The following is a 23,457-nucleotide window of genomic DNA, read 5'->3' on the forward strand; positions in this document are numbered from 1 at the left end:
ATTAAATTCTGGTGTTATTACTTGGTTATCCCTTCGAAACTGGGAGCAGACCTCCCAGCCTCAAAGTTTTACATATCATCAGGCCGCAACTCGCTTTTGCCGATAAGTATCTGCGACTACGGCGGCAACAATCAAAACACCCTTGACGATATTGATGTAATAAACATCGATACCCAAGAAGGTGAAACCTGAAGTCAGCGTACCCAGAATGAGCACACCAATGATGGTGCCCATAATGCGGCCCCGACCGCCGAAGAGAGAAGTCCCACCAATCACAACTGCCGAGATTGCATCCAGTTCCAACATCAGGCCAGTGCCCGATTGAGCCGTCATTGCGCGCGAGGTCTGAACGATCGAGGCGATGCCATAGAGTGCGCCAGCCATGGTGTACACTAGGATTTTGTGCCTTTTGACGGCAATGCCTGCAACACGGGCTGCATCTTCATTTGAGCCGATTGCATAGGTACGGCGCCCATAAACCGTATATTTCAAAAGCACATGGAAGACGCCAGCCACAATCAAGAATGTTACAACGGGCCAGGCTCCGGAACCAAAGATGGCAAAATCCTCAGTCAGGAAGCTCACCTGCTTGCCACTTGTATACCAACGCGCCAAGCCACGCGCTGCGACAAGCATCCCAAGGGTCGCGATAAACGGCGGAATTGCGGTTAGAGCAATTACGCTCCCATTGACAAAACCAAGCAGCGCTCCCACAGCAATGCCTGCGAGTACCGGAAAGATGATCGGCAGATCTGTAAGCGCTGGATAGACAGCCCGGGCATACTCTGAACTTTGCGCCAGAGAGGCAGCTACGATACCGGCGAAACCAAGAATGGAGCCACCGGAAAGATCTATGCCTGCCATGATGATAATCTGACCAACGCCAATCGCAAGAATGCCAATGATTGCCATCTGCAGGATCATGATGAACAGACGTTGACCGTTGAAGATGAAAGTCTGCTCAACGACAAACCAGCCCAAAACTTCAAAAATTGCGGCGATTCCGACGAGGACCAGAAGAATACCCGTGTCCTTTGGAAGTCGCTGAAGGAGGGACTTTTGCGTTTCGGCTGAGCCTAATGTTGATGATGAATTAATCAAGATGGCCTCCGAACTATGCCTTACGAGCCTGCCGACGCTGGTCAGCGATAACGGCAGCAACGATGATCATGCCCTTGGCGATTTCCTGATAATAAAAATCGATCCGCAGGAAGGTGAAACCTGATGTGATAACGCCGAGAATGAAGACGCCGATAACGGTCCCCGAAATCTTCCCTTTGCCGCCGAACAATGACGTTCCGCCAATGACAGCTGCGGAGATTGCATCCAACTCGTACATGAAGCCCATGCCAGGCTGGCCCATTGTCGCTCGCGCGCTCATGACGATGCCAGCAAGACCAGCAAGACCACCCGCAATCGCATACACAAGAACCTTATGGCGGTTCACTTTGATGCCGACTATTCGGGCCGCCTCTTCGTTGGAGCCGATCGCATAAGTCCGGCGTCCATAAACCGTGTGCTTCAAAAGAACGTGGAAGAGCAGAGCAACTCCGAGAAAGATCAGAACTGGATTAATGCCTTGACCAATCGCCGTATATTGCTCGGTCAGACCAAAGATTGGCTGACCTTCTGCATACAGCACGGCAAGCCCGCGAGCTGCAACAAGCATTCCCAATGTAGGAATGAACGGGGGAACTCCGGTATAGGCGGTAATGGCTCCGTTGATACTTCCTGCCAGCAACCCAACCCCGATACCAACCAACAGAGGAACAATAACGGGTAGGTCTACAATGCCGGGATAGAAGATGGAAAAACCGCCCGACGCTTGCGCGAAGCTCGCTGCCACCATGGCAGAGAGCGCCGCCACAGACCCGCCCGACAAGTCGATGCCAGAGGTAATGATGACCTGCGTTACACCAACAGCAATGATGCCGATGATAGATACCTGAAGAACAATGATAACGAGACGCTTGGAGTTGGCCAGAAAGCTTTGCCCAATGAAAATCCAGCCCAGGATCTCAAAAAGCGCAGCAATTCCAACCAAGACCATCAGAATGCTCGCCTCCTGAGGAAGCTTTCGGATTGCAGTAGTGTTCATCTACGTGCTCCCAATTAAATGTAGCTGGCGTTTTCATGCACGCCAGTTTTCACACCTGTAATGAGGGAGACAATTTCGTTGCCATCCGTTTTGTCTGCGTCTACGACACCAACAATTTCACCGCGCCGGAACACGAAAATTCGGTCTACAAGGTTAAACACCTGACGTAGGTTATGGCTGATCAGGATCAGCGGAATGCCTTGCTTCTTTAAGCGACGAATGATGTTCTCCACCTGCGTGGTTTCCTGAACCCCAAGCGCTGCGGTTGGCTCATCCATGATGATGAGTTTGGAGGCAAAGGCTGCAGAGCGTGAGATAGCAACGCACTGGCGCTGACCGCCGGACATGTTACCGATTGCATTGCGCAAATTAGGGATTTTTACAGCAGTCTTCTCAAGCCCCTCTTTGGCTTTCGCCAGCATTTTCTTTTCATTCAGAAAACTGAAAGGCCCGAGATTGAAATAGACTTCTTCACGTCCAAGGAAGATGTTGGCTGGAACATCCAGATCATTGGCGAGTGCCAGATTCTGAAATACAGCCTCAATACCTGCTTCCCGAGCATCGAGAGGACTTTTGAAGCTGACCTCTTTTCCGTCGAAGAACATCTGACCAGAAGAGGGTTGCTCGACGCCAGTGATCTGGCGAACAAAGGTGGACTTCCCTGCCCCGTTATCACCAACGATTGCGATGTGTTCGCCTTCACGGAGCTCAAAGTCTGCACCTTTCAGAGCTTGCACTCCACCATAGTTTTTGCAAAGACCTTGCGTTCGCAGGACGATCTTTCTCGCATCATTCATTGTTCTTTTCCTCATCAGGGCTGAGATAAAATCGGCCAAACCGACATCACGGCCAATAGAATATGAGTTGCAAAGCGAGCAGCGCTCCGCGCAGATACACGGAGCGCCCTTACTGAAAGCCTGTTATTGGCTCATGTAGGATTTGAGATTGTCCTGAGTGACCAGCTCGAACGGAATATTGATCCAGTTTGGCAGAGCTTCGCCGTTCATGGCTTTCACAGCAGCATCAACAGAGCCAGTTGCCTGCCCCTTCGCATTCTGGAAAACGGTGACATCCAGCTCGTTCTTGCCCAAAGAAGCAAGAGCGTCATCTGTTGCATCAACACCAGCAACCAGCACATCATCCATACTCACGCCAGCAGCTTTGAGAGCCTGCACCGCGCCAAGAGCCATCTCGTCGTTGTTGGCAAATACGATATCGAATTCGAGACCAGAGCTGAGCCAGTTCGAAACAACATTGTTTGCTTCTGTGCGCTGCCATTTGGCTTCCTGTTCCGCAACAAGCTCGATGCCGTTACACATGGAAAGCTTCAGGACTTCGCGTACGTCTTCAGAGCGGGTAACGGCAGCTTCGTTTGAAAGAATCCCCATCAACATGACCGCCTTACCAGTGCCAGCTGCCTGCTTACACACTTCAAAAGCTTCCAACGTGCCGGACCAGGTTTCATCAGACCCCACAAAGGCAGCCTTTTCACCCAGCGCATCCAGATCTGCAGGGCGACGATTCACGTAGATCAACGGAATGTCCGCTGCTTCTGCCATTTTGGTGATTTGAGGGGTCGCTGCCGCACTTACCGGCGCTACGATGATTGCAGCAACGTCAGAGGCAATAAAGTTCTGAATTTGGCTCAACTGCATGCCTACATCTTCTCGGGCATCTTCGATCTGAATTGAATGCCCGAGTTCTTCCGCACGACTTTTGGCAGCTTCTCGAAGAGCTGTCTGGAAATTATCATCAAAATTTGGACTTGAAAAACCGATAGTGTCAGCGTTTACGGCTGTTGCCATCATCGTGAACGCAGCGACTGCTGCCAGTAAACCAGTTTGTTTCATAGTTTCCTCCCATTTGTGTTAGCAACCGATTGCAAGATTTAATGAAGCGAATTTGGGAGCTATTTCAACACCAAAACCCAAACAAACACTAATATCATTAAATCTTTTCTGTCGATCACTACGGGATTAAACTAACCCAACAATTACCAATATTGCAACCGCTTGCATTAAATTTACTGTTTTGATGATATGAGGTAGCCGTTCGCGGCCTCAAACAAAGAGATCAACATCAGCTCGGAAGACAGCAAAACAGCCACGATGCGTACATCAAGCAGGCAACACCGTAATTGAATGGCAAGAAAGGACGCTCACACCGATTGGTTGAACGTGCACGTACGAGAAGACGGCCTGTTTGTTTTTGACCGCTCCAGTTACACTGCATTTGAACCCTCACCATGACATAAGTTCGTAGTGAGGGGTGTTCTGATGATCGCAATCTCAAAGGGTGCCTTGTCGCCACCCAGTTAATCATTGAACAGCCAGATGGGGAGCGAGGCAGTCGTCAATGCGACTAAAACCATCATTCGCCCCCCTAAAAAACTGCCGATCCTTAGATAGCGCTGACTATTATGAAATTGACCTTTAAGGCAGACGGCGGGCACTTTGCTTTTGCAGTTCCTTCGTGAAAACGTCCGCGGCCATCCCTTCATTCAACGCGCGTTTCAATAGCATTTGTTGAGTTTCAGGAGCTAACCCGCCGACTGGTGGGTCCAAATCCAGATTGGTTGGGAACGAGTACCCTTCTCCGCAGGATGCTATTGCTGCGTCAAGATGTTTGCCTGATAGCACCCCTTGCTCAGTCAGATGCTTCAGGGCCGGAAAAACCTTAGAACACATAGCACTACGATCAACACTTTCCATTGCGCGGCCAAACGCAGATGAGACCTGAAGCAAGTTCACCATACGGTGAATATCTGTCGTCGTGTTTGCACCAGCTGCATGGAACAATGCAGGATTGAAGAAAACCGCATCTCCCTTTTCGAGTGGAAGCTGCACATAGTTAGCCTCGAAATACTCCCGGAAATCGTCTCGCCTCCACGCCACATAACCTGGCAGGTATTTTTGTGAAAACGGCAGCAACTTTGTAGGTCCGCTTTCAAGGGGCATATCGCAGTGAGCAATCGCGCCCTGCAAGGTCATGTAGGGGGACAGATGATGGACATGAGCCGGATAATCCTCGCAGACCTCGGCAGTCTGAAAGCCCAGATGATAATCTCTGTGTGCTTGCTGTGCTGCCCCTCCCGGATGGACCAGATTGACCTGTGTCGTCATCTGATAGTTCGGCCCCAGCCAGCTCTCACAGACCGCGTCAATAAGCGGATTGGCAAAGTAACGAGCAAATACAGATGGATCTGCCAAGCATAGCTTCTGCAGGCTGTTCCAGATACGATCGTTCGCACCAGCAGCTGCAAAATGATCACCGCCATTGCCGGAAGACCTCTCAGCAGAAATAATGCTCTCAAATATCTGCGTAGCTTCGTCTATCGCTGCGATATTTTCTGCCGCTCCCTTAATCACCAGAACACCAGCTGTATTTTGCAAAACACTAGCCCACTCTGACAACGAGCTTCTGCGCTTGGATGTGTCTTCAAGCATATTTCGCAGGCTCGCTGCGCTGTAAATAGGGATATTGCTTTGCACATGGGTGGCGTTGGGAACTGTCTCAGCGGACAGCTCCTGCTCCACGAGTGCCTTGAACTCGTTTAAGTCACAGGCCGATTGCCTGTAAAATCCATCAATTTGTTTGCTACTGACCATCTTAGTCCCTCTCCTTGATGTATCAGGCCTTAAATAAGCAAAATGTTGAATTGCCAGCCATATGCATTTCCATCAAGAATCCATCAATGACGCATCGTTTCCCTGTTAAAGAAATCGCTCTTCAAGCTGGATTAAGTACAGCAACGGTTGACCGCGTACTTCACAGCCGCACAAACGTAAGTCTGCAGTCTGTCCGCAGAGTACAAAACGCGATTGCAGATTTGCACTTGCAGGAAAAGCAGCTGTCTGCACGCGGCAAGAAGCTCTTTATCGACTTTGTTGTCGAAGCTCCGGACCGCTTCTCCTCTGAGATACGGCGCGCTGTTGAAAGTGAAATTGGCAGATCAAACCCTGTCGTCATCCGGCCGCGTTTCATAATGCAAGAGCATATGCAAGAGGCTGAGGCCGTGAGTTACCTCAAACGCATTATGACTCACGGTAGTAATGGGGTTTGCCTGAAGCTGCGTGACACGCCAAAGCTCAGAGACATGATCAAAGCGCTCTCAGAAAGGAATATTCCTGTCCTCACGATGTTCACCGATATTCCGATTTCAGAACGACTGACATACGTTGGGATTGACAATGCAAAGGCGGGAAAGACTGCAGCTTACCTGATCTCAAAGACGCTGCATTCTGCTGGCGGAACTATATTGATGAGCCGCAGTCACGAGCATTTTAAAGGTGAAGAAACACGCGCACTCAGTTTTCGATCATGGCTCACACGTAATCGTCCAGACCTGAAATTTGTTGAAACCACAGGAGGTTCTGGAGTTGATCATAAAATTGAAAAAGACCTGGCCTCTATTCTTGAGAAAGAGCCGAACATATGTGCTGTGTACTCCATGGGCGGAGGAAACAGGGCAATTATTCAAATGCTTGAGCAGTATAAGATGTATCCAGACAGCTACATTGCACATGACCTTAATCAGGAAAACAAAGCATTGCTCAACGCGGGCAGAATTTCATTTGTACTCCATGACGAGATCACTCAGGATATCTCGGCTTCCTTTTTTCACATCAGTCGTGCAAACAACATAGCCTTGACGGAACCTTCAACTCCCAATGGCTCCGAAGTTCATATAATCGCACCTGAACTTTAAACGAGCTAAGCCCCGCTCACCCACGCAATGTGCCTTTCCGGGCATGCAGCCTGATTTTGCGTGTCCCAGCAGCCTATTTGGTTGTCAGCTTATTGGACGCTTTTTAGTTCTGAAATGCCAAGAATGCGGCGGTTAGCTGCTTCATCTGTTCTTGCATCCGCAAAGTCATCAAAGGCGCGCTCAGTGACGCGGATAATGTGGTCTTTTATGAACTGTGCCCCTTCTCTCGCCCCGTCCTCAGGATGCTTGAGGGCACATTCCCATTCCAGCACGGCCCATCCGTCAAAGTTGAGAGCGGCAAGCTTGGAGAAAATTGATTTGAAGTCCACCTGACCATCACCCAGAGAGCGAAAACGGCCTGCGCGATTCTCCCAACTCTGATAGCCGGAGTAAACGCCTTGCCTGGGCGATGCATTAAACTCGGCATCCTTAACGTGGAACATTCTTATGCGGTCAGCATAGACGTCAATGAAGCCGAGATAGTCCAGTTGCTGCAGCACAAAGTGGCTTGGGTCATACAAAATATTCGCGCGGGTGTGGCCTTTCACTTCAGCGAGGAACATCTCAAAGGTGACGCCGTCATGCAGATCCTCTCCCGGATGTATCTCATAGCACACGTCTACATTTGCTTTGTCAAAGGCATTGAGGATCGGCATCCAACGCTTACCGAGTTCTTCGAATGCAGTCTCAATGAGACCAACCGGGCGTTGTGGCCACGGGTAGACGTAAGGCCATGCTAACGCCCCCGAAAACGTGGCGTGAGACGTGAGCCCTAAATTTTGCGAGGCTTTAGCCGCCAGAAGCAATTGTGAGACTGCCCATTGCTGCCGCGCCTTAGGGTTGCCATGCACCTGAGGCGGCGCGAACCCGTCAAACATCACATCATAGGCGGGGTGAACTGCGATCAACTGGCCTTGCAGGTGGGTCGAAAGTTCGGTGATTACAACACCATGATCAGCTAGTGTCCCCTTCAACTCATCGCAGTAGGTTTTGCTTGTGGCCGCCTTTTCAAGGTCAATCAAACGCTCATCCCAACTGGGAATCTGCAGGCCTTTGTATCCCAGATCAGCAGCCCATTTGGCTATTGACCCAAGCGTGTTAAATGGGGCTGCATCTCCGACAAACTGCGCTAGAAAAAGCGCGGGACCTTTGAGCGTTTTCATCACATAATCTCCCAATATTCCAATGGCTTGTATGGATTAAATATGAGTGTCTTGTGGCGTTTGGCTGTTACAAGGCGCGCTGTTTTTCGCTAACAGGCGCTGTGCTTCGCCTTTCAATCAACTCCACTGGCAGAACTGTTCGGCGTGCAGCATCTTCGCTCTCGGCACGGTTTTCGACTTCTCCGGCAATGCGGCGTAGCAGTTTACCGGCGGCTTCCTGCCCAATGCGGAATCTGGGCTGGCGGATCGTTGTCAAAGACGGGATGAAACGTTCGGCAATTGCGATATCGTCAAAGCCTATGACGGAGACATCTGTGGGGACGGAAAACCCAAGCCGGTCAAGCTCTGATATGAACCCAAAAGCGATCTCGTCACTCATGCAGAACATAGCAGTTGGGCGCTCGTCCAGTGCGCACCATCTGTGTGCGGCCTGTACGCCTGCATCTAGCGAAAAGTCACCGTCAATCAGCCACTCTTCACGAAGTGGCAGAGCATATTCTGAAATAGCAGATTCAAACCCTTCCTGACGGGCGGCTGTAAGCCTGTTTTCTGCAGGGCCTCGCACCAAACCGATGGCTTCGTGGCCGAGTGTGTATAAATGGCTCACGGCCAACTGAGAGCCTTGGTGGTTGTCAACCCGCACCGATCCGAAGCGTGGGTCTGTGCCCCACTCACAGCAGTACACGACAGGTGGCAATTCTGAGGATACGGAACCGTCATTTAGGTTCGTGAGATCCAATGTGCCATCAAGCACCAGCAAACCATCCGCCTGATTCATCGAGAGGTAGTCATAGGCCTGTTCACGCCTAAAACTGGTTTGAAGTATGTCCACGACCAGCAAGCTTAAACCCTCTTTGGCGAGCACACTTTCAATGCCGGAAAGTATTGAAGAAAAAAACGGATTTCCCAGATTAGGAACAAGAGCAACGACCGCTCCTGCCTCCTTTTTCCTCAAATTTCGAGCAGTTTGATTGATACGATAACCGGTGACACGAACAGCAGCCATCACCTTTTCTCGAGTTGCTGTATTCACCTTCTCAGGCTTGCTAAGAGCTCTACTTACCGTAGCTGTAGAAACACCTGCAACAATGGCAACATCCTGCACTGTAACAACTTTTGAAGTCATACGTTGACCGATACTATTTATGGACAGTTACTGGCCAATAATTACTGTTGACTCAGCGCATTTTCACTGACTACGATATATATGTAATCGATTGCAGTCAAAATAAAACTATCATAAAGCTACTGTGATTGACGTCATGATCGGGTTGGGAGGCCTGATCATCATTCGAATTATTGGGAGGGTAATTCAATGCTTAAGGTCAAAGGATTTTTAACCGCGGCAACTATGCTCGCCGGTGCTTCTTCTGCTTATGCTGCTGATTTAGAAGTGACACATTGGTGGACTTCTGGTGGGGAAGCCGCTGCTGTGAAAGTGTTTGCTGATGCAGTCACAGGTGCCGGGCATAATTGGGTAGACAGCGCGATTGCAGGGGGCAGCAATGCTCGTCCGATCATCATAAGCCGTATTTCTGGTGGTGATCCAATGGGGGCGACCCAGCTTAACACAGGGCGTGATGCTGAAGACCTGATCAAAGCAGGCCTGATGACAGATCTTACTGAGATTGCCGAGAAAGAAGGTTGGGCTGATTTCATTCGCCCAGCAAAACTGCTTGAGAGCTGTACTTACGAAGGTCGCGTCTACTGCGTGCCGGTCAACATTCATTCATTCCAGTGGATGTGGTTGAACCGTGGCGTTTATGAAAACAATAATTTAGCTGTTCCGGCAAATTGGGAAGAGTTTATTGAGACTGCACCCAAACTGAAAGAAGCAGGGATTACGCCTCTGGCCGTTGGTGGTGAGGCCTGGCAGCTCACCGGCATGGCGAATGTCTTTCAGGTTGCACTAGGTAGCGTTGACCTTTACCGGCAAATTAAAGAGCAAAAGAGCGCTGAGGCGGCGGGCAGCCCTGAAATGCGAAAGGTCTTTGAAGCTGTTGCTGCCGCACGTGGATTAGTGGACAGTGGTTATGTTGGCCGCGCATGGAACGATGCAACAAACATGGTCATCACTGGTAAAGCTGGCGCGCAAATCATGGGTGACTGGGCTCAAGGGGAGTTTTCTTTGGCCGGGCAAACAGCTGGCAATGAGTATGATTGTCTGCCGGGTCTGGGCGCTAATCCTGTTCTTGATACCGGTGGGGACTCATTCTTCTTCCCGAAACCGAACGGAGACCAGCCTGAGATCGTTGCAGCTCAGTTGGAAATGGCTTCCTTGCTGGTTTCCAAGCAGGTCCAGGTCGATTTCAACCTTCGAAAAGGTTCTCTTCCAATCCGTGGCGACATCAATCTTGATGATGCAAATGCTTGCATGAAGAAGGGTATCTCCATTCTGGCAAATCCGGAAAATATTTTGCCCGGATCTGAGCAGGCTTTTTCTTCTGACACACAAGGTCAAATTGAAGATTTGTGGGTGGAGTTCTTCAGCTCGCCGGAAATGAGTGTCGATGAAGCGCAAACTCGCTTTGTCGAAATCATTGAGTATGCCGATTAATGGCACCTCTCCTTTAAAAACAGTTGGAGGGTCGGTCTTCAGGATCGGCCCACCTGACTTGCGTCGGAGATGTGTGAATGTCCATCGCCAAACGGCCAAACCCTTTATTTAGAAACCTTAATGCCAAGATTGCTGCATTGCCGATGATTGCCACGACACTTGTGGTTTTCCTTGGCTGCTCAATCTGGACAGTCATCTATTCCTTTTCCAAGTCCCGTGCCCTGCCAGTCAACGAGTTTGTCGGATTTGCACAATATGAGCGATTGTTCCGTACCTCTCGCTGGTTGATCTCGCTGGAAAACATCGTGATTTACGGAGTTCTTTCGCTCCTGATCTCATTTGTCATCGGGTTTATTCTCGCTGCTCTGATCGACCAGAAAATACGTTTTGAAGATACATTTCGGACGATCTACCTCTATCCCTTTGCTCTCTCATTCATTGTTACCGGCATTGTCTGGCAGTGGATTTTGAACCCCAGTCTGGGCATTCAGGAGACTGTACGATCATGGGGTTTTGAAAACTTCACCTTTGACCTGATCGCCAACCGGGGCACGGTGCTTTATGCCTTGCTGATTGCTGGCATCTGGCAAGGAACTGGGTTCGTCATGGTGTTGATGTTGGCTGGTATTCGCGGCGTTGACCGGGAGATCTGGAACGCTGCAAGAATTGATGGAATCCCGGTTTGGAAGACATACCTGTTTGTGATCGTTCCCATGATGCGCGGTGTTATGGTCACCACTCTTGTAATTGTCGCAGCTGGCATCGTTAAGCTTTACGATCTCGTCGTTGCGATGACACAGGGTGGTCCAGGCATCGCATCAGAGGTGCCCGCCAAATACGTTTATGATTTCATGTTCGCCAGAGCCAATGTTGGGCAAGCACTCGCCGCCTCTACAGTCATGCTCACAACTGTCCTCATCATCTTGATTCCGTGGGTTTATCTCGAATACGGCAAGAAGAAAGCACAGAGGTAGAGGGGCTGATATGACTGTTGAATCCTACGAAATTACTCGAGCAAAGCCCAGTAAGAGCTCCGCAAAGGAACCATCCGGCGCAAAACCACTTCGCCGCATCAACCCAACACGAATAATGCTCTACTCGGTTCTGTTGGTAGCCGCTGTATATTACTTGCTACCACTCTATGTGATGATGATGACAAGCCTTAAAGGTCTTCCAGAAATACGTCTTGGCAACATCTTTGCTCCGCCAATGGAAGTTACATTTGCTCCCTGGGCTAAGGCTTGGGATACCGCCTGCACGGGTCTATATTGTGAAGGGCTGAAAGTTGGATTCTGGAATTCCGTAAGGATCACCATCCCAAGCGTTATTATGTCCATCACCATTGCCTCTGTGAATGGTTACGCCCTTTCCAATTGGAAATTTAAGGGCTCTGAAGTGTTCTTTACCATTCTCATCTTCGGTAGTTTTATTCCTTACCAAGTGATGCTTTATCCGCTTGTGATTGTTACCCGAGAGCTGGGCATATTCGGGTCTCTTCAAGGCGTGATCTTCATTCACACCATCTTTGGAATGCCAATTCTGACACTCTTGTTCCGCAACTACTTCGCAGCTTTACCTGAGGAGTTGTTTAAAGCTGCTCGTGTGGATGGCGCTGGGTTCTGGGGCATCTTCCTGAAGGTGCTGGTGCCAATGTCTGCTCCGATCTTTGTCGTTGCGGTGATTTTGCAAGTCACTGGAATCTGGAATGATTTCCTATTTGGCGTCATCTTTGCGGGGGTCAAAAACTTCCCCATGACTGTTCAGCTCAACAACATCGTCAACACCACACAAGGTGTGAAGGAATACAACGTCAACATGGCTGCAACCTTGCTGACAGGCGCAGTACCATTGGCTGTTTATTTCTTCTCTGGGCGCTTTTTTGTGCGCGGCGTCGCGGCCGGTGCTGTGAAAGGATAATACAGTGAACTCAATCAGCATTCGCGATCTGTCGCTAAAATTTGGTGAAGCTACCGTTCTCGACCAACTCAACTTGGATGTCGCTGAAGGAGAGTTCCTTGTTCTGCTGGGGGCATCAGGATGCGGGAAATCTACCCTGCTGAATTGCATTGCAGGATTGCTGGATCTCTCCGAAGGCCAAATCATCATAAACGGCACAAACGTTACATGGGCTGAGCCGAAAGACAGAGGCATCGGCATGGTGTTTCAATCCTATGCGCTCTACCCGCAAATGACGGTGCGTGGAAACCTGACGTTTGGCTTAAAGAATGCCAAGGTGCCTCGTGAGGATATCGAGCACCGGGTAAACCGCGCAGCCCAAATGCTCCAGATCGAGCCCTTGCTAAACCGCAAGCCGGGGCAACTTTCCGGCGGTCAACGCCAACGTGTTGCCATTGGGCGCGCTCTTGTTCGTGATGTGGATGTCTTTTTGTTTGACGAGCCTCTTTCCAATCTGGACGCGAAGCTGCGTGCGGAGTTGCGTGTGGAGCTGAAGCGTTTGCATCAAAAACTACGCAACACCATGATTTATGTAACGCATGATCAGGTGGAAGCGATGACACTAGCAGACCGCATTGCGATTATGCGCGACGGCGTCATTCAACAGCTCGCAGACCCGTTTACCATCTACAATCAACCGGTAAACAAGTACGTGGCGAGCTTTATCGGCTCCCCGGCCATGAACTTCCTTGATGGTGCATATGGCATTGATGAACAGCCTAGTTTCACATCAAATAACCTGGATATTGCGCTAGGCCGCTACAACTTCAAAACCAGAGCAGAAGACAACAGACCAATTTATCTTGGCATCCGTCCAGAGCATGTTCACGTGGGGAATGCAGCTCAGGAGCAACCATTTAACTCCGACATATCAGTCGAAGTTGTGGAGCCAATGGGATCAGATACGCTGGTGTGGACCTCGCTGGACAATCAACCCTTCCATTTCCGTATGGACGGACAAGCCACTGTCAATGTGGGTGACCGCCTGCCTATCGGTTTTGACCCGGTTAAAGCCTCTTTGTTTGACAAGACATCTGAATTACGTCTCTAAACGCAGGAAATTGATCACAATGGATTTTTCCCTTCAGCTTTATAGTGCACGCAATGCTCAGCCATTGACTGAGGTTTTGAGCGGTCTGGCCAAGATGGGCTACACCCAAGTAGAAGGCTTTGGCGGGGTCTATGAAGATCCCAATGCTTTGCGACAGATGCTGGATGCCAATGGCCTTTCCATGCCCTCCGGCCATTTTGGAATTGATGAACTAGAAGCAGATACAGCACGCTATATTGAACTGGCAAAATATCTTGGAATAACGCACATTTTCGCGCCTTTCCTCGCCCCATCAGAGCGCCCTCAAACTGAAGCTGACTGGATCTCATTTGCTCACCGCCTCGCGCAGGTCGGCACAAAAGTGCAGGCTGCAGGCCTAAGCTTTGGGTGGCACAATCATGATTTTGAATTCCAATGTGAGTACAACGGGCGTACACCTATGGAAATCATCCTCACTGAAGCGCCAGAGATCGATTGGGAAGCCGACATTGCGTGGATCATCCGAGGTGGTCACGATCCAATTTCATGGATTGAGCGCTATGGCAGCCGCATTACAGCTGTTCATGTCAAAGACATTGCTGCCACTGGCGAATGTGCCGATGAAGATGGCTGGGCAGACGTTGGTTTCGGCATTGTACAGTGGGGCCAAATCCTCTCAGACTTACAAGAGAAAAGCCGTGCTTGTGTTTATGTCATGGAACACGACAACCCGAGTGACTTTGCCCGCTTTGCGCAACGCTCTTTGAACTCACTCAAAATGCTGGAAGGTGTTTGATGTTAGAAAAGCTTGGTATTGGCATTATTGGGTGCGGCAATATATCGGAAACCTACCTTACACTTGGCCCGCTGTTTCGTGGATTGGACCTAAAGGCAGTTGCAGACATCAATATGGATGCCGCACATGCTAGAGCGGCGGAATTCGGAGTGTTGGCCTATACCGTTGAGGAGCTATTGGCTGCCGACGATATCGATATAGTCGTCAATCTTACTATTCCAGCAGCGCATTACGACATAAGTCGCCGCATCCTCGAAGCTGGCAAGCACGTTTACTCAGAAAAACCGTTTGTTCTTTCTTTGAAAGAGGGGCAAGCCCTGCTTGAACTTGCTGAGCAAAAAGGGCTTCGTATTGGCTCTGCGCCAGATACATTTCTTGGCGGATCTCATCAGCAATGCCGTAGCCTTATCGATAGTGGAGCGATTGGTAAAGTTGGGAGCGGAACATGTCATGTCATGAGCCGTGGTATGGAGCATTGGCACCCAAATCCTGCATTCTTCTTCAAAGATGGTGGCGGGCCAATTCTTGATCTCGGTCCGTATTACCTCACGAACCTTGTACAGTTGCTTGGGCCAATAAAAACCGTTTCAGCTTTAACGTCTATTCCGTCTCCCAAGCGAACAATCACTTCTGAACAGCGTTACGGAGAGACGATTTCCGTTGAAACAGAGACCACTGTTCATGCTCTGCTCGAGTTCCATAGTGGTGCTGTGATTACTTTTGGAGCTAGTTGGGATGTGAAGGATCATAACCATAACCACATGGAGCTATACGGCGAAACTGGCACACTGTATGGGCCTGATCCAAACTTCTTTGGTGGAGCGGTACGCATTGCAGATGAAAATGGGGTACCGGTAGATCTACCAGCTTGGCAGCATCCGTTTGGAGAACCTAATCAGCAACACGATAGTATGGGCGCCTTGGCAAATTACCGAGCTGCTGGCCTCTCCGATATGGCAATGGGTATATTGGAAGGCCGCGCACATCGCTGCAACCACGCCCTTGCACTCCATGTTGCAGACGTCATGTTCTCCATTCTAACCTCTGGCCGCGAGCGAAGGTTCGTGGAATTAGAAACCACCTGCACCCGTCCCGATGCGTTTTTGAAAGAACATGCGGCGCAGATGTTGCTGAGCTCATCACAAGACTTGGTTGCTGATTGAGTTTTGTGCTTGCCGCCCTCAAACCACTTATCCCCCATACGGATTGCGGAGGGAAACAGCAGTCAAATCTGAGGTGGGGGATAGATTATTTCTATCCCCTTTCGCGGCTTGAGCGCTGAGCTGGATATTTGCCCGAGTTATCCTGCAGAACACGGTCTATCGTTGCTGTGTTGGTAGAGTTACTTTCGCGAGCCATATAGACATAGCAACGCAAGCTCAGCGCTGGTAACGCAAACGAACGCACGTAGGAACGTAATGCCGCCGCTGCCAGTCGCAACTCAGGTGGTCAGCGCCGTTTTATGCGAGCCGGCATCCGTCGTTTATCCTTTGCATTGGTCGCGCAGGAGTTTGGCTTCACCATCAAGGAAATTTCAGTTCAGCTTGGCACGCTTCCACCGGGCCGTGCTCCAAACAAAGCCGACTGGCAACGCCTAAGCCAACAGTTCAAAGTGCATCTGAATGAGCGTATCGCCCGCATGGAGCGATTGAGATCGCAGCTGGAAGGCTGTATGGGATGCGGCTGCCTGTCTCTTGACAAATGCGAGCTCTACAACGCCGGCGACGCCGCCTCCAGCTACGGCCGCGGCCCCCGCTTCGTCTATGGCGACAAGTCATTCAGAAAGGGCGGCTAGGCTGCACTTATCCGTGTTGTGATGATTTCAAAATCTGGGCAACAAAAAACCCGCCATCTCATTGAGATAGCGGGTTTAATATTTGGTTGCGGGGGTAAGATTTGAACTTACGACCTTCAGGTTATGAGTCTCTAATGTAGCAAAATATACAATAATAATTTTCGATAACTTAGTCTTCAGGTCAATAAATATCTATGCAACACACACTAATTGCAGAGACACAACACAATACCAAACGATTTACAGTGAAAGTAAATAATAATACAGATATTGACGTATTGTTGACGCCTATCATCGCACGCAATTCACAGTAAATTGTTCATATCTTTCACAATTTCTGAAAGGTTTGCTATGACAACATCAGTGATTAACTGTCCTTTTTCTACACTAGCTGTTGTTGGATTTCCCACAATACCACTCCCACCTGAGATCCGTTTCATCGACCGAATATAGTCGACCGAGTTTCCACCGACCAAGCCTGCGTCATAACGCTCTCCAACCTCAACAAACTGTAATCCATGCGGCATGCGGTCCAGTTTCACTTTTTGTGGCTGCGCCAGAAGCATTACAGAGGTTTCGAATTCGCATGCATGCCCAGTTCCAAGCTTCCCGGAGTCTGAGATTGCAGCCAACTGTTCGGAGGCAGCGCGCCACCAAGCTGTAAACATAATACGGGCATTGTTCCCGTATCGTGCTCCCAATTTTTCTGCAATTACTTTCCCAATTGCATTATTACCGCCGTGTGAATTGAGAATAAGGATATTTTTGAAGCCGTGATGAAGAACCGATTCAAGAATACCGAGTACATAATTCATGAAAGTTTCATGAGTAACAGTAAGGGATCCAGGAAAGTCCATATGATGCTCGGAACAGCCAACTTTAACAGACGGTAGAGTTAATACTGCTTCGCCTAGACATTTATTAAGTTCACCTAAAAAGAATTCGCCAATATCTGCATCTACGGATAGCGGCAAATGAGGACCATGTTGTTCAATTGCTGCAACATTCAAAACAACCGGCGTTTCACGGTCAATCTTGCCCAGATCTTCAGTGGTCAGATCTTCCCAAATCACGGCATTCTCCCAAATAAATCAATTCAGCATACAAACCACAAAGGTCTAGTTATGCACCGCCCACATCTCAATTTCGACTTTGAATGTAGAGAGTAATCCTGCTTGAACTGCCGTCCTCACAGGTCGTGGCTCTGGCATATAATCTTGGTAAACGACGTTAAATCGCTCCCACTCTTCCAAGTCAGTCAAGAATACATTGACTTTGAAGACATCGCCTAGATCACAGTCGACTGTTTGAAGTTGCTTCAGGCAGTTGTCGAGTGTGACGCGTGTTTGTTCTTCAATCGTTTCACCGATCACGTTGCCTTCATCATCAAGAGGCGCCTGACCTGAAATCAGAGCAATTTTGTCTGCTTTGACGATTAAGACCGGTGAGTATGGGCCAGCTGTCACATGTTGGCTTGCCTCTGAGGGAAGATGTTTTCCGATTTCCATGTGAATTTACCTCCACTTATGTGTTTACGCTCAGTATCATTTTGTCGAGAAATTCCCGGCTTGCAGCCTCAGCTTTCTCAGGGTTATTTTGTTCTACGGGCTCAGCAATGGTCTCTAAAGAGCGAACCATGTTGTTTCTGATGACTAAACTTACGCGTGTTTTGGGCCGTTCACCGCCAAAGCGGACGTCCTCACGTGCCTTAATGATTAAATCGAAGATATGTAGGAGGAAGCCATTTTCGGTGATCTCGTAAAGAAGACGAAAGAATTGATAAACGCTCTCTTTGTAGTCGAGCCAATCTTCAGGATTAGAAACACGTTCTAACCGTTTACGCAGCTCCTGCTTATGATCTGAAGTGGCATATCGGGCAGCAGTGGCAATAACCCAGGGTTCAAATGCCGCTCTGGCTTCGACGTGTTCTGCCAAGTTACCCTTAGTAATATCTACTCCGTGATCAAACGTTTCGACAGCACTATCTAGGTGATCGGAAACGAAGGTTCCGCTTCCAATCTTTCGAAAGATCAGACCTTTCTCTTCAAGGTTCTGCAGGACACGTTGTACCGCACCTCGACTGACACCAAACTGATCAGCAAATGCACGCTCTGTTGGCAGGCGTTGCCCTGGATTAAGATCGCCGTTTCTCAACGCACTCAGCAAGTGAGTATGGAGATCTGTTGAGTGTGCGTCCTGTTTCATAACTCTCGTATTTCCCCAAATAAGCAAAACTTTATGAGGCCCTAATATACCCGACTCTCTTTAGGCGCACCATTTTGATAGCAATAGATCGAACAATCAACCAAAATAGCACCAATTCAATCCAATTTTCGATATATCACCACAATTTTGCTGAGTACAGACGCTGTAATACGTAATTCATTTTCGTTGACTTATAGATATTTCAGTCCAATATAGATCCAATAAGATCCAATTATGATGCGAATCTAGCTCGTGATTGGTCCAACATAGACGTTATGCGCGTTTCATTGGTGGGAGATTTATATGCGCAGCTTTTGTGGGCAAGCCTCTCGGATTATCGACACTGTACTGAACAAGATTATAATTGCGATGTTCGCCGTTTTACTCTTCGACGTATGGTTCGCAGTCCTGGATCGTTACATCTTCAAGTGGCAAGTCATCTGGGTGGAAGAAGCAGCACGCTACCTAATGGTGTGGACCATGCTATTAGCGATTGCGACGGCTATGTACCGGAGACAACACGTCTTCATCTCGTTTATCTACGAAAAAGCACCAGAAAGGCAGCGCCTGCTGCTTGCAGCATTCATTGATCTTGTGAGCATCACCGTCTTTTTTAGTATTGCTCTTCTGTCTATCAGTTTCGCTTTTAAGGCTCTCGGTACACGTACCTCAATTTTTGGAATGCCTCTGACTGTTCCTCATGCTGCGGTCGGTGTGTCCTTCTTCCTCACCGCAGTTCAGCTTTCTCTCGTGTTTATCCGTGATTTCGGCAAACTTCCCGTTCAAATATTGGAAGTGGATGTTTCCAACAGAGCAAATCAGGAGGCAGACCAGTGATCGTTGCACTATTATTTGTTGTTAGCTTGCTGATTGGCTTGCCAATTGGGGTCGCAATTGGGGTTGCTACTTTTGCCGGTTACATCGCTCTTGGTGGTGGGATCGTTGATAATAACTTCCTCGTCATGATCCCAAGCAAAATTTTCTCGGCCTTAAACAGTTTTGCTTTTTTGGCCATGCCGTTCTTCATTTTGGCCGGCGAAATCATGAACAAAACTGGGATTACAGACCGAATTCTTCTGTTTGCTAAGGCGCTTGTCGGGCACTGGCGTGGAGGTTTGGCACATACAAATATGCTCGCCTCATTGTTGTTTGCCGGTGTCTCGGGTTCCGCTACAGCAGACGCGGCTGCATTTGGCAGAACTCTTGTTCCTGCTATGGTACGCAACGGTTATATTCGGTCCTATGCCTGTGCAATTACAGCAGCTGGCTCTATCGTAGGGCCAACTGTCCCACCCTCCAGTTTAATGGTGCTTTACGGTTCCATTATGGGGGTTTCTATTGCGGGCTTGTTTGCCTCAGGGATCCTTCCTGGTGTTGTTATTACACTGCTGTGCATGGCAATGATAACTCTCACAGCCAGAGCCAAAAATCTTCCTCGCGAAGATGTCCTCCTTAGTCGGCGCATTGTTTGGGCTGCTTTCAAAAAAGCGTTTCTGGCTCTTCTGATGCCCGGTATCATTCTTGGCGGCATTTTGGGCGGTATTGTTACGCCCACAGAAGCCGCCGCTATCGCTGTTGGCTATGCTCTTTTCATCGGCATGTTCGTTTACAAAAATCTAAAGCTTTCAGACCTACCCGAGATTTTGGCTAGAACTGCTCGCATCAACGGCGTTGTATTTCTTATCGTAGCGATTGCATCAGCACTTGGCTGGTGGCTTGGGTTTGAGCGCATTCCACAGAATCTCTCCAAAGGTTTGCTTGCCCTCAGCGACAACAAAGACCTCATTTTGTTGATGTTGATTGGAATCCTGCTTGCCTTCGGCATGGTCATGGATATTGCCGCCGTGCTTATCATCATGGGTCCTGTCCTTTTGCCAATAATGGCTCAAATTGGTCTAGATCCCATTCATGCAGGTATTATCGTCGTCCTTGCTCTGAATATTTCTCTTATGACCCCACCAATTGGCGCATGCCTCTTCGTACTTTCGTCTGTAACCGGCGAGAGGATTGGTGGGATCATGAAAGATCTCTGGCCCTTCCTTTTGCTGGAAGTAGCCATACTACTGGGTTTTGCATTCTTGCCGGATGTAGCCCTCTTCATTCCGAGACTGCTCGGCTTCTAAAATCTCTGGACATAATTGGGAGTTAATACCATGAGATCTTTAAAAACGTTGCTTGCTACCGTTTGCATGACCGCTCTTTTGGGAGGAGCTGCGCACGCTGAACTGATGCGTATTGGCCATGATGCACCTCCGGAAGCAAAAGGAAATGTGACACACGCCTATTCCGCTGTATTAGGTGCATCTGTTGAAGCTGCCACCAATGGTGATATTGATGTAGAAATTTATCCAAACAACCAATTAGGCAGCAGTGAAGAGCGACTACAACAGGTTCGAGATGGAATCATTCAGGGCACGATCGCATCTCTTGGTTCATTGACACCTGTGTACCCTGACCTAGATATTTTGAACTTACCGTTCGCTTTCGACAATATGGCTTCCGTCTACAAAGTATATGGAGGTGAGTTTGGCACAAAGCTGGCCAAAGCTATAGAGGCAAAGCTTGGAGATGTTGTGGTTTTGGGCATTGCCGATCCAGGCGGCTTCTTTGCACTAACCAATTCAAAGAAGCCAGTTAAAACGCTAGAAGACTTCAAAGGCATGCGCATTCGGACGATGACTGTGCCGGCACATCAGCGTCTTATTCAAGCTTTGGGTGCAGAAGCCTATCCGCTGGCTTGGAGCGAAGTTTATACTGGTCTTCAGACAGGTGTTATTGATGGACAAATGAATCCAGTCCCGACCGTATACCGGACAAAGCTCTACGAAGTGCAGACAGCAACAAGCCTGATCAAGCACCTCTATAACCCATTGTTCTTCCTTGTGAATAAACAGTTCTTTGAAGGTTTATCACCAGAACAACAGGACATCCTACGTGCTTCTAGCATGGAAGCTGTTGTTGCAACGCGCGGATTGGGTCGTATTTCTGAAGCCGAAGATACCATTGATCTCAAGGAAAAAATGGTCGTAAACACCCCATCCAAAGATGAGCTTGCCAGAATGCGCGAAGTTGCAGTGAGCGAGATGGACAAGTATTTTAATGAAACTCTGACAGACAGCGGAAAAACTCTGCTGACAGAGTTTAAAGCTGCAATCAATAAGGCAAACGCCTCTGTTTATCTGAAGTAGACATCAAAAAGATTTCATGGTCGGAGGTTTAACTCCGGCCATTTTCTCCTGTCACTATCGGTAGCTCCAATGACAAAGCATACAATCAAGAAATTCGAATTCACAGAAGTCATCGTTCGTGCAAATCCAGGCGTTATCAACTCTGCTACGCTGAACAAACCATTGCATATGCTTCCCGTGGGAGCAAAAGGAACATGGTCAACTCAGTTTGATGAATTACCAAAGCTCATTGTGCGCATGACACTATCTGACGGTACAGTTGGCTATGGCGAATTTATGAGAGATCATAATACCAAGCTAGTAAAGGATATCGCAGATAGCCTATTAGGCGTTGCCATCGAAGACCTTAGTCTCCAGCAACTACCTATATTGCTCTCACGAGAATATGACGGCTTTGAATGCGCGATTTGGGATGCTGCAGCCAAGCTACAAGGCCTCCCCCTCCACAAACTGCTTGGAGGAGCGCTTCAAGAAAAGGTCAAAGTTACTGCTTGGTCCAGCCACAGAACTTTGGATGAAGTTGGCCCATGGGTAAGGCAATATCAGGACCTAGGATTTGAAACGATCAAGTTCAAAGCAGACCTCGAAGATGATGTCGTTGGCATGTGTGAAAAAATTGCGGCACATGCTCCCAAGATGAAGGTGATTTTTGATCCTAATCAACGATTTGAAAACCTGGGAGAAACAAAGAAAATAGTGCGGGGCCTTGAGAAAATTGGAAACGTTATGATTCTAGAAGATCCAATGCCGATTTGGATGCTTCAGGACTACAAAGCCCTTCGCGAGTTTACAGACATCCGCATCATCCGACATATCTCATTGCCTTACATCTGGCAGGGTCAACGTCAGCACGACATTATTAATGCCTTGGCACATCAAGCAGTTGATGGATTTAACTTTAATGGTGGTCTCTCAGCCTTCCATCGACTAGCACAGGTTGCTCATTGCGCAAACTTCTACTTCTGGCACGGCTCTGAAGTGGATTTGGGAATTCTAGAAGCCATGTATGTGCATCAGGCCGCAGCTACTCAAAACTGCATTTGGCCAAGTGACATATTCGGACGCCACATACGCTCTCACGATCTCCTCAAAACGCCATTGAAATTTGAACCTCCTTTTGTTCAAATTCCTCAAGGACCTGGATTAGGAATTGAGCTAGATGAAGACGCCATCAGCCAGTTCAAGACAACTGAGTTTGTCGTAGGCTAGTTCATCCGTAAAACAGCAACGCCGTCAGATTTTGTATCGGCGTTGCATTCATCAAAACCATTGCTCTTTTCATACAAAGATCTCAGGTCCATCAGAAGCCGCAAGGATAGAGCCTTTCAATAAGCGATTTAAGTACAGATGCTGTTCGTTAAATAACGATTGCTTTTAGCCCGCATACCCTTCCGATGTATTTTACCTTATATGATAAACTTCACGTAGATAAATCGAACTTCACCATCGTTTGTCGTTTCGGCTAAGGAACATGAGTTACCTGCCGATGACCAGCCTAGATTTCTCACAGTCAAGCATCCTATCGATTGTTAACTCATGCCTGCATCAAATGTTGACGTTGTGTTGACACGAACGCAAAAAGCCCTGAGCGGTTGGCTCAGGGCTTTTGTTATATGTTTGATCTATTGATCGAATTTTGGTTGCGGGGGTAAGATTTGAACTTACGACCTTCAGGTTATGAGCCTGACGAGCTACCGGGCTGCTCCACCCCGCGGTAATCTGTTATGTTCATGTTTTATTTTGAAGATTTGTCGGTGTGGATTATTCATGCCCGGCGGCGCCCTACTCTCCCGCGTCTTAAGACGAAGTACCATTGGCGCAGGGGCGTTTCACTTCCGAGTTCGGGATGGGATCGGGTGGGGGCGCCCCGCCATAGCCACCGGGCAGGAATAAGTCACACTGACTTTTGAACTGGTCTGAGATGGCACTTTTTTGAAGTGCCAATGTTGTTTCCAAGTTAT

General features: G+C 48.7%; 21 protein-coding genes, 1 tRNA gene, 1 rRNA gene and 1 pseudogene. 12 read left to right on the top strand and 12 right to left on the bottom strand.

Going from position 1 to position 23,457, the window contains the following annotated elements; translation table 11 throughout:
* Nucleotides 1-78 precede the first annotated feature (78 nt).
* The 5 genes from BM231_RS25515 to BM231_RS25535 all read right to left on the bottom strand — a co-directional run bounded on the left by BM231_RS25515 (nucleotide 79) and on the right by BM231_RS25535 (nucleotide 5,706).
* Entirely contained in the window at nucleotides 79-1,101 is a 1,023-nt protein-coding gene (locus tag BM231_RS25515; protein WP_425287831.1) for an ABC transporter permease, read from the bottom strand.
* Between the two features lie 13 nt (nucleotides 1,102-1,114).
* Nucleotides 1,115-2,098, bottom strand: a complete 984-nt coding sequence (locus tag BM231_RS25520; protein ID WP_093524071.1) for an ABC transporter permease — start codon at nucleotides 2,096-2,098, stop codon at nucleotides 1,115-1,117.
* A gap of 14 nt (nucleotides 2,099-2,112) precedes the next feature.
* Nucleotides 2,113-2,895 (bottom strand): ATP-binding cassette domain-containing protein, encoded by a 783-nt coding sequence (locus BM231_RS25525; protein ID WP_063304429.1) that lies wholly within the window; start codon nucleotides 2,893-2,895, stop codon nucleotides 2,113-2,115.
* 123 nt (nucleotides 2,896-3,018) lie between these two features.
* Nucleotides 3,019-3,948 carry a substrate-binding domain-containing protein gene (locus tag BM231_RS25530; RefSeq protein WP_093524073.1) on the bottom strand — a complete coding sequence of 310 codons (930 nt, stop codon included), beginning with the start codon at nucleotides 3,946-3,948 and terminating at the stop codon, nucleotides 3,019-3,021.
* Between the two features lie 582 nt (nucleotides 3,949-4,530).
* On the bottom strand, nucleotides 4,531-5,706 hold the full coding sequence (locus tag BM231_RS25535) for a phytanoyl-CoA dioxygenase family protein (protein ID WP_093524075.1): 1,176 nt from the start codon (nucleotides 5,704-5,706) through the stop codon (nucleotides 4,531-4,533).
* 86 nt (nucleotides 5,707-5,792) lie between these two features.
* Here BM231_RS25535 and BM231_RS25540 point away from each other — a divergent pair, with 86 nt between their 5' ends.
* Complete coding sequence (locus tag BM231_RS25540) at nucleotides 5,793-6,806, top strand: LacI family DNA-binding transcriptional regulator (protein ID WP_159437999.1); 1,014 nt, start codon at nucleotides 5,793-5,795, stop codon at nucleotides 6,804-6,806.
* Between the two features lie 89 nt (nucleotides 6,807-6,895).
* Here BM231_RS25540 and BM231_RS25545 read toward each other — a convergent pair whose 3' ends face one another.
* Nucleotides 6,896-7,969 (bottom strand): sugar phosphate isomerase/epimerase family protein, encoded by a 1,074-nt coding sequence (locus BM231_RS25545; protein WP_093524078.1) that lies wholly within the window; start codon nucleotides 7,967-7,969, stop codon nucleotides 6,896-6,898.
* A 67-nt stretch (nucleotides 7,970-8,036) separates the two neighbouring features.
* Complete coding sequence (locus BM231_RS25550) at nucleotides 8,037-9,095, bottom strand: LacI family DNA-binding transcriptional regulator (protein ID WP_093524080.1); 1,059 nt, start codon at nucleotides 9,093-9,095, stop codon at nucleotides 8,037-8,039.
* Nucleotides 9,096-9,284: 189 nt separating this feature from the next.
* On the opposite strand from BM231_RS25550, the gene BM231_RS25555 reads away from it, so the two are divergent.
* The 7 genes and pseudogenes from BM231_RS25555 to soxR form a co-directional block, all read left to right on the top strand.
* Nucleotides 9,285-10,526 carry an ABC transporter substrate-binding protein gene (locus BM231_RS25555; protein WP_093524081.1) on the top strand — a complete coding sequence of 414 codons (1,242 nt, stop codon included), beginning with the start codon at nucleotides 9,285-9,287 and terminating at the stop codon, nucleotides 10,524-10,526.
* Nucleotides 10,527-10,603: 77 nt separating this feature from the next.
* On the top strand, nucleotides 10,604-11,500 hold the full coding sequence (locus BM231_RS25560) for a carbohydrate ABC transporter permease (protein ID WP_063317399.1): 897 nt from the start codon (nucleotides 10,604-10,606) through the stop codon (nucleotides 11,498-11,500).
* 10 nt (nucleotides 11,501-11,510) lie between these two features.
* Nucleotides 11,511-12,443, top strand: coding sequence for a carbohydrate ABC transporter permease (locus tag BM231_RS25565; protein ID WP_063309614.1), 933 nt, complete (start codon nucleotides 11,511-11,513; stop codon nucleotides 12,441-12,443).
* Nucleotides 12,444-12,447: 4 nt separating this feature from the next.
* Nucleotides 12,448-13,533, top strand: coding sequence for an ABC transporter ATP-binding protein (locus BM231_RS25570; protein ID WP_063290911.1), 1,086 nt, complete (start codon nucleotides 12,448-12,450; stop codon nucleotides 13,531-13,533).
* Between the two features lie 19 nt (nucleotides 13,534-13,552).
* Nucleotides 13,553-14,308, top strand: a complete 756-nt coding sequence (locus BM231_RS25575) for a sugar phosphate isomerase/epimerase family protein (protein WP_093524083.1) — start codon at nucleotides 13,553-13,555, stop codon at nucleotides 14,306-14,308.
* Entirely contained in the window at nucleotides 14,308-15,471 is a 1,164-nt protein-coding gene (locus BM231_RS25580) for a Gfo/Idh/MocA family protein (protein ID WP_093524085.1), read from the top strand. Before BM231_RS25575 ends, BM231_RS25580 begins: the two co-directional genes overlap by 1 nt.
* Nucleotides 15,472-15,749: 278 nt before the next feature.
* A pseudogene (gene soxR / locus BM231_RS25585) lies at nucleotides 15,750-16,103 on the top strand (redox-sensitive transcriptional activator SoxR); the annotation flags it as partial.
* Between the two features lie 305 nt (nucleotides 16,104-16,408).
* On the opposite strand, the gene BM231_RS25590 reads toward soxR, so the two are convergent.
* The 3 genes from BM231_RS25590 to BM231_RS25600 are packed head-to-tail and all read right to left on the bottom strand — an operon-like array spanning nucleotide 16,409 to nucleotide 18,308.
* Entirely contained in the window at nucleotides 16,409-17,176 is a 768-nt protein-coding gene (locus BM231_RS25590; protein ID WP_093524089.1) for a creatininase family protein, read from the bottom strand.
* 45 nt (nucleotides 17,177-17,221) lie between these two features.
* Complete coding sequence (locus BM231_RS25595; RefSeq protein WP_093524091.1) at nucleotides 17,222-17,611, bottom strand: RidA family protein; 390 nt, start codon at nucleotides 17,609-17,611, stop codon at nucleotides 17,222-17,224.
* Between the two features lie 16 nt (nucleotides 17,612-17,627).
* Complete coding sequence (locus BM231_RS25600) at nucleotides 17,628-18,308, bottom strand: FadR/GntR family transcriptional regulator (protein WP_063304419.1); 681 nt, start codon at nucleotides 18,306-18,308, stop codon at nucleotides 17,628-17,630.
* Between the two features lie 303 nt (nucleotides 18,309-18,611).
* Here BM231_RS25600 and BM231_RS25605 point away from each other — a divergent pair, with 303 nt between their 5' ends.
* The 4 genes from BM231_RS25605 (at nucleotide 18,612) to BM231_RS25620 (ending at nucleotide 22,705) form a co-directional block, all read left to right on the top strand.
* Nucleotides 18,612-19,145 carry a TRAP transporter small permease gene (locus tag BM231_RS25605; RefSeq protein ID WP_093524093.1) on the top strand — a complete coding sequence of 178 codons (534 nt, stop codon included), beginning with the start codon at nucleotides 18,612-18,614 and terminating at the stop codon, nucleotides 19,143-19,145.
* Complete coding sequence (locus tag BM231_RS25610; protein WP_093524095.1) at nucleotides 19,142-20,431, top strand: TRAP transporter large permease; 1,290 nt, start codon at nucleotides 19,142-19,144, stop codon at nucleotides 20,429-20,431. Before BM231_RS25605 ends, BM231_RS25610 begins: the two co-directional genes overlap by 4 nt.
* A gap of 30 nt (nucleotides 20,432-20,461) precedes the next feature.
* Nucleotides 20,462-21,496: a DctP family TRAP transporter solute-binding subunit gene (locus tag BM231_RS25615; protein WP_093524097.1), complete on the top strand. Its 1,035-nt coding sequence runs from the start codon at nucleotides 20,462-20,464 to the stop codon at nucleotides 21,494-21,496.
* Between the two features lie 69 nt (nucleotides 21,497-21,565).
* Nucleotides 21,566-22,705 carry a mandelate racemase/muconate lactonizing enzyme family protein gene (locus tag BM231_RS25620; RefSeq protein WP_093524099.1) on the top strand — a complete coding sequence of 380 codons (1,140 nt, stop codon included), beginning with the start codon at nucleotides 21,566-21,568 and terminating at the stop codon, nucleotides 22,703-22,705.
* A 428-nt stretch (nucleotides 22,706-23,133) separates the two neighbouring features.
* Here the strand turns inward: BM231_RS25620 and BM231_RS25625 are convergent.
* A tRNA-Met gene (locus tag BM231_RS25625) sits at nucleotides 23,134-23,210 on the bottom strand.
* A gap of 55 nt (nucleotides 23,211-23,265) precedes the next feature.
* Nucleotides 23,266-23,380 (bottom strand): 5S ribosomal RNA (rrf, locus tag BM231_RS25630).
* Nucleotides 23,381-23,457 lie beyond the last annotated feature (77 nt).

This window comes from Pseudovibrio ascidiaceicola, assembly GCF_900114245.1.
Lineage (GTDB): Bacteria > Pseudomonadota > Alphaproteobacteria > Rhizobiales > Stappiaceae > Pseudovibrio > Pseudovibrio ascidiaceicola.

Coding starts and splice junctions, on each gene's coding strand:
- BM231_RS25520 (WP_093524071.1), bottom strand. CDS start 2,098: ATGAACACTACTGCAATCCGAAAGCTTCCTCAGGAGGCGAGCATTCTG.
- BM231_RS25525 (WP_063304429.1), bottom strand. CDS start 2,895: ATGAATGATGCGAGAAAGATCGTCCTGCGAACGCAAGGTCTTTGCAAA.
- BM231_RS25530 (WP_093524073.1), bottom strand. CDS start 3,948: ATGAAACAAACTGGTTTACTGGCAGCAGTCGCTGCGTTCACGATGATG.
- BM231_RS25535 (WP_093524075.1), bottom strand. CDS start 5,706: ATGGTCAGTAGCAAACAAATTGATGGATTTTACAGGCAATCGGCCTGT.
- BM231_RS25540 (WP_159437999.1), top strand. CDS start 5,793: ATGACGCATCGTTTCCCTGTTAAAGAAATCGCTCTTCAAGCTGGATTA.
- BM231_RS25545 (WP_093524078.1), bottom strand. CDS start 7,969: ATGAAAACGCTCAAAGGTCCCGCGCTTTTTCTAGCGCAGTTTGTCGGA.
- BM231_RS25550 (WP_093524080.1), bottom strand. CDS start 9,095: ATGACTTCAAAAGTTGTTACAGTGCAGGATGTTGCCATTGTTGCAGGT.
- BM231_RS25555 (WP_093524081.1), top strand. CDS start 9,285: ATGCTTAAGGTCAAAGGATTTTTAACCGCGGCAACTATGCTCGCCGGT.
- BM231_RS25560 (WP_063317399.1), top strand. CDS start 10,604: ATGTCCATCGCCAAACGGCCAAACCCTTTATTTAGAAACCTTAATGCC.
- BM231_RS25565 (WP_063309614.1), top strand. CDS start 11,511: ATGACTGTTGAATCCTACGAAATTACTCGAGCAAAGCCCAGTAAGAGC.
- BM231_RS25575 (WP_093524083.1), top strand. CDS start 13,553: ATGGATTTTTCCCTTCAGCTTTATAGTGCACGCAATGCTCAGCCATTG.
- BM231_RS25580 (WP_093524085.1), top strand. CDS start 14,308: ATGTTAGAAAAGCTTGGTATTGGCATTATTGGGTGCGGCAATATATCG.
- BM231_RS25595 (WP_093524091.1), bottom strand. CDS start 17,611: ATGGAAATCGGAAAACATCTTCCCTCAGAGGCAAGCCAACATGTGACA.
- BM231_RS25600 (WP_063304419.1), bottom strand. CDS start 18,308: ATGAAACAGGACGCACACTCAACAGATCTCCATACTCACTTGCTGAGT.
- BM231_RS25605 (WP_093524093.1), top strand. CDS start 18,612: ATGCGCAGCTTTTGTGGGCAAGCCTCTCGGATTATCGACACTGTACTG.
- BM231_RS25615 (WP_093524097.1), top strand. CDS start 20,462: ATGAGATCTTTAAAAACGTTGCTTGCTACCGTTTGCATGACCGCTCTT.
- BM231_RS25620 (WP_093524099.1), top strand. CDS start 21,566: ATGACAAAGCATACAATCAAGAAATTCGAATTCACAGAAGTCATCGTT.